This is a genomic window from Mesorhizobium sp. M2C.T.Ca.TU.002.02.1.1 (assembly GCF_003997225.1).
Window position 1 is genome coordinate 1 of record NZ_RZTO01000448.1, and the last position, 5,113, is coordinate 5,113.

Consider the following 5,113-nt stretch of genomic DNA (forward strand, 5'->3'; position numbering starts at 1 on the left):
ACCAGAGCCTGCTGCATCGCGCCTCGATCTACGTGTTGGTCAATCACCTGAAATCGCGCGGCATCGAGATCGTGCGCGTGCGGGAGTTGTATCCCATGCCGCCCGGCGCGCGCGAGCCGCTGTTCGAATGGATCGAGGATTGCGCCAACGCGCTGGTCGAGGCGATCATCGCCATCACCTCGGTCATCGACATCGAGGCGATCGTGCTGGACTCGATCCTGCCGCGCTCGATCCACCTCGAATTGCTGGCGAAGGTGCAGAACCAGTTCAACCGGGTCAGCGCCATCGGCATTGTCGCGCCGGAAATCGTGCCGGGGCAGTTCGGCCCCGAAGCCTCGCCGATCGGCGCTGCCATGCTGCCCTTCTCGGCGCTGCTTGCGCCCGACAGCAGCGTGCTGATGATCGGCAAGGACCGAACGAAGCTCTTAGGCAGCCTCTCGGCGCTTGCCGGCCAGGGTTGAACGGGCGGGTTAGTCCACGCGGGATCGTTGGTAGACCCGATCGATGATTTCGTGCACGGCGAGCGCATCGTCGCCGCGCGGCAGCGGGCGCCCCGACCCGATGTCGTCGATGAAGGACGCCACGCATAGCTTCCAGGCAGGCGTCAGATCGGCATGATCGCCGGCCACCGCCATGGATCGAGAATTCAAATCGGCGTCGAAATAGCGCAAGGGCTCCAGGTCGCCGTTGGCTTCGGGCCAGTAATCCAGCCCGCCCTTGTCGCCGATGACGCGGACGCGGTTCTCGTCGGAGCCGGCATAGGCCCAGGCCACATCGCATCTTATCTCGACGCCCTTGTCCGAACGCAGGGAGACACTGGCCCGGTCCTCGACGTCGAACTGGGTTGCGGACGCCTCGACCGGCTGATGCGGGCTCCAATCGCCAAGCCCTTTGCCAAGGGGACCGAAGCTGCGCCAGATCCGTGACTCGGTCACAGCCGCGCTTGCGCTCCCGGACAGCCACAAAGCCAGGTCGATGACATGCGGACCGAGGTCCGCCAGCACGCCGCCGCCCGCCGTCTGCTTGCGGGTGAACCAGGTTCCAAAGCCGGGAATACCGGCTCGGCGCAACATGCGCACCTCGACCGTCTGGACATTGCCGATGCGGCCGGCCTCGATGGCATCTCTGATGAAACGCATGGACGGCCGGTGACGCTGAGGCAAGTTGACGGCGAAGCCGATGCCGGCGGTCGCCGCGCCGTGCACCATGGCCCGGGCGTCGTCGAGCGACGTCGCGAGCGGCTTTTCCATCAAGATGTGAAGCCGCGCCTTGATCGCGGCTTCGGCCGCCTGGCGGTGCAGGAAATTCGGCAAGGCGACCGCCACCGCGTTGAGGCCATCGACATTCACCGCGTCCTCGATGGTCTCGGCAACCGCAGGAATCCCGAATTCAGCGGCGAGCTCGCCGGCCGTCTCCCTGCTGCGGCCGTAGATCGCCGCCACCTCGACCCTGGCATCGCCGAGCAAGGCGGGAAGATGGGCACGCCGCACGATCATTCCGGTGCCGAGCACGGCGACCTTGAGCTTTTTCACTGCGCTATCCTGGAAAAGAGCTGGCGGGAATTCCCGCCAGCCGTTTGAAGATCAGTTCTTGCCGCAGGTATCGGCCATGTCGGGCGTGCACTTGACGAAGCCGGTGTCGATATAGGGCGGCACCGTCTTGCCCTGCTTCAGGTCATGCAGGGCCTCGATCGACTTGTAACCCATATTGTACGGGCTCTGGCCGACGAGGTAGTGGGCAAGCCCATCCTTGAGCAGCGGCAGCTGCGGCGCGAAGGCGTCGCCGAAGGAAATGACGAGGTCCTTGGAATCGACGCGGTCCTTCACCCGCCCGACCGCCTGCCGGTAAGCCGATGGCGCGTATTGCGCCCAGCCGCCGACGGCGACGAAGGCGTCGAGCTTGGGATTGGCGACCAGCACGTCGTTCATCTGCTGGGCGGCGAGGCTGATGTTGTCATTGTTGTAGATCGGGCAGCCGTCGACCTCGGTCCAGCCGTTCTCGCCGGCAAGACGCTTCACCGGTTTGTCCTTGGAGACATTGGCCAGCGTATCGCGAATGCCCTGGACGCGCAGGTCGAGATTGAGCGAGCCGGCCGTGCCGGTCTGGATGCAGACCGTTCCGCCCTTCGGCTTGTATTCGGCGACCTTCTTCGCCAGCTCGACGCCGAAATTGTAGTTGTCGGTGCCGATGAAGGTCGAGCGCAGGCCGGCGTCTTCCTGCAGCAGGTCGCCGTCGAAGGTGACGATCGGGATTCCGGCGGCCTTGGCCTTTTCCAGCAGCCGGGCCACGGACTTCGGATTGGTCGCGGAGACCGCGATGCCGTCGACGCCCTTGGTCAACACGTCGTTGATGACCTGGAGCTGCTGGGCCTCGTTCACCTCCGACGGGCCGATATAATAGCACTCGACGCCGAGGTCCTTGGCGGCCTTCTCGCAGCCCTCCTTGACCGGGGCGCTGAAGACGTCATTCACCGTCTTGACGATCACCGCATAGGTCTCGGCCGAAGCCGGCGCGGCTGTCGTGCCGGCGGCAAGCGCCGCCGCGATCGCGGTCGCGGCCAGCCGCAACGTCAGTCTGTTGATGATGCCTGTCATGATGTTTTCTCCTCTCTTTTGATGTGTTGTCTGCACGAATTGCGCGATCCCTCCCGGACATGATCTGCGGACCGGGCGCATGGGCTCGGTCTGTCCGGAACGGTGCTAGGCGCGGGTGGAGCGGAACCGTTCAAGCAGTACCGCGAACAGGATGAAGAGGCCGACGAAGGTGCCCTGCCAGAACGGATTCACGCCGGCGAGCAGCAGGGCGTTGCGGATCACTTCGATCAGCACGGAGCCGATGACGGCGCCGAAGGACGTGCCGAAGCCGCCGAGCAGGTTGGCGCCGCCGATGACGGTCGCGGCGATGACCTGCAGCTCCTGGCCCTGGCCGAGCGCGTTGGTGGCGGCGCCCATCCAGCCGACGAGGAAGATGGCGGTCATGCCGGTCATGGCGCCGAGCAGCGCATAGGTCGAAACCTTGACGCGATCGACCGGGATGCCGGAGAGACGCGCGGCGTTTTCATTGCCGCCGATGGCGCGCACGTAGCGACCCCATCTGGTCATCGACAAGAGCCACTGCATGACGACGGCCGAGACGATCACGGCCCACAGCACATTCGGCACGCCAAGGAAGGAGCCGCTGCCCAGCGCCAGCAGCGTGTCGCCGGCCTTGCCGAAATCGTAGACCACCTGGTTGTTGGTGACGACCAGCGTCTGCGAACGCACCAGGCTCATCATGCCGAGCGTGACGATGAAGGGCGGCAGCTTCAGGTATGAGACCAGCGCGCCGTTGACGATGCCGACGAACGTGCCGACGAGAAGCACGAACAGCACGACGACGGCGAAGGGATAGCCGCTGGCGCAGAACAGGCCGAGCAGCACGCCGGTCAGGCCAAGCGTGGAACCGACCGAGATGTCGATGCCGCCTGTCATGATCACCGGCGTCATGCCGATCGCCATCAGCGCCGTGAAGCAGAAATTCTGCAGGATGTTGGCCATGTTGGCGCTGGTGAGGAAGCGCGGCGCGATCATGCCGACCACGGCGCCGATGATCAGCACCGCGACGACGATCCAGAATTCCTGGCTGCGCAGCATCTCGCCGAGCTTGCTGCGTTCCGACAGGCTGAAGACCGAATCCAGGTTGCTTGCGTCCGGAGACTTGTTCATCTCATCCTCCCCTTTGCCTCAGGCCGCGGCCTTGGCGCCGACGATCAAGGCGGTGATTTCCTCGGGCGAGCTGGTCGAAGCGAGCTTGTTGGCGACCAGGTGGCCGCGCCGCAGCACCATGATGCGCTCGCACACGCCGAACACGTCGGGCATGCGGTGCGAGATCAGGATGACGGCGACACCGCGCTCCTTGAGGCGCTTGATCAGCGCCAGCACCTCGGCGACCTGGCGCACCGAGATCGCGGCGGTCGGCTCGTCCATCAGCACCAGCTTGGCGTCGGCCAGGCGGGTGCGGGCGATGGCGACGGCCTGGCGCTGGCCGCCCGACATGCGCTTGACCACGTCGCGCGGCCGCGTCTCCGACTGCAGCTCGCGGAACAGCTCTGCGGCGCGCTCGCGCATCTTGCGGTGGTCGAGGAATTTGAACGGGCCGACCGAGCGCATGATCTCGCGGCCTAGGAAGACATTGGCGGCGGCGCTCAGATTGTCGCAGAGCGCCAGGTCCTGGTAGACGATCTCGATGCCCGCGCGGCGCGCGTCGGACGGCTGGCTGAACTGCACTTCCTTGCCGTCGAACACCATCCTGCCGGACGAGGCCGGGAAGTTGCCGGCAATCATCTTGACCAAAGTCGACTTGCCGGCGCCGTTGTCGCCCATCAGGCCGACGATCTCGCCCGGCTCGATCTTGAACGACACGTCCTCGACGGCGTGGATGGCGCCGAACTGGCGCGAGATGTTCTTCAGCTCCAACAGGCTCATGGCAGGGACTCCCGTTCTTGCTTGGCTTCGGATGCCGGCATCGATCGCGCCGCGGCATAGTCGTCGGCGGCCTTGAGGCCGCCATAGAGGACGGCGCGCCAGCCGAGCCCGGCCCAGCGCAGATCCATCGGGCGGCCCGTCTCGGCGAAGGGCGCGCGCAGCGCCACCAGTTCCTCCAACTGCCGGCGCGGGAATGCTTCGATCGCGCAGACCCCTCCCCCGAGCACGATGGTGGCCGGGGAAAACAGCGCCACCGCCGTGCCGACGGCGAGCGCTTGATCACGCACGAACCGGTCGACATCCGCGCTGAGCTCAGGGATGCGCCGGGACTGGACAAAGACCTCGGTGACCGGAACGCCGTGCCGGGCGGCGATCACTTCCAGAGCGCGGCCGGAGACATAGGTTTCCAGGCAGTCGGTACGCAGTCCTTCCAGCGTCCTGCCCTCATTGCCGAACGGCATGTGGCCGATTTCCAGCGCCCAGCCGCCGCCGCGAAAGGCTTCGCCGCCCTGCAGGAAGGCGCCGCCGACGCCTGTGCCGAAAAACAGGCCGAGCACGCTGTCGGCGCCTTTCGCAGCACCCGCGATTGCCTCGCCCGCAAGCACCAGCACGGAGTCGCGTTCGATGATGACGGGGAAGCCAAGCAGCGC

The 5,113-nt window shown here is 65.8% G+C and carries 5 protein-coding genes and 1 pseudogene; 1 reads left to right on the forward strand and 5 read right to left on the reverse strand.

Going from position 1 to position 5,113, the window contains the following annotated elements; translation table 11 throughout:
- A pseudogene (locus EOD07_RS37745) lies at positions 1–461 on the forward strand (ROK family protein); the annotation flags it as partial.
- A gap of 9 nt (positions 462–470) precedes the next feature.
- Here EOD07_RS37745 and EOD07_RS21855 read toward each other — a convergent pair.
- The 5 genes from EOD07_RS21855 to EOD07_RS21875 all read right to left on the reverse strand — a co-directional run.
- On the reverse strand, positions 471–1,532 hold the full coding sequence (locus EOD07_RS21855; protein ID WP_127236949.1) for a Gfo/Idh/MocA family oxidoreductase: 1,062 nt from the start codon (positions 1,530–1,532) through the stop codon (positions 471–473).
- A gap of 51 nt (positions 1,533–1,583) precedes the next feature.
- Positions 1,584–2,594, reverse strand: a complete 1,011-nt coding sequence (locus EOD07_RS21860; RefSeq protein WP_127236950.1) for a sugar-binding protein — start codon at positions 2,592–2,594, stop codon at positions 1,584–1,586.
- Between the two features lie 105 nt (positions 2,595–2,699).
- Positions 2,700–3,704, reverse strand: a complete 1,005-nt coding sequence (locus tag EOD07_RS21865) for an ABC transporter permease (RefSeq protein WP_052468986.1) — start codon at positions 3,702–3,704, stop codon at positions 2,700–2,702.
- 18 nt (positions 3,705–3,722) lie between these two features.
- Entirely contained in the window at positions 3,723–4,463 is a 741-nt protein-coding gene (locus tag EOD07_RS21870; protein ID WP_127236951.1) for an ATP-binding cassette domain-containing protein, read from the reverse strand.
- The coding region (locus EOD07_RS21875) for an ROK family protein (RefSeq protein WP_127236952.1) at positions 4,460–5,113 on the reverse strand (654 nt) is incomplete at its 5' end. The genes EOD07_RS21870 and EOD07_RS21875, both read right to left, overlap by 4 nt.

What these genes read in the sequence shown, in the direction of transcription:
- EOD07_RS21860 (WP_127236950.1), bottom strand. Translation starts at nt 2,594, where the DNA reads ATGACAGGCATCATCAACAGACTGACGTTGCGGCTGGCCGCGACCGCG.
- EOD07_RS21865 (WP_052468986.1), bottom strand. Translation starts at nt 3,704, where the DNA reads ATGAACAAGTCTCCGGACGCAAGCAACCTGGATTCGGTCTTCAGCCTG.
- EOD07_RS21870 (WP_127236951.1), bottom strand. Translation starts at nt 4,463, where the DNA reads ATGAGCCTGTTGGAGCTGAAGAACATCTCGCGCCAGTTCGGCGCCATC.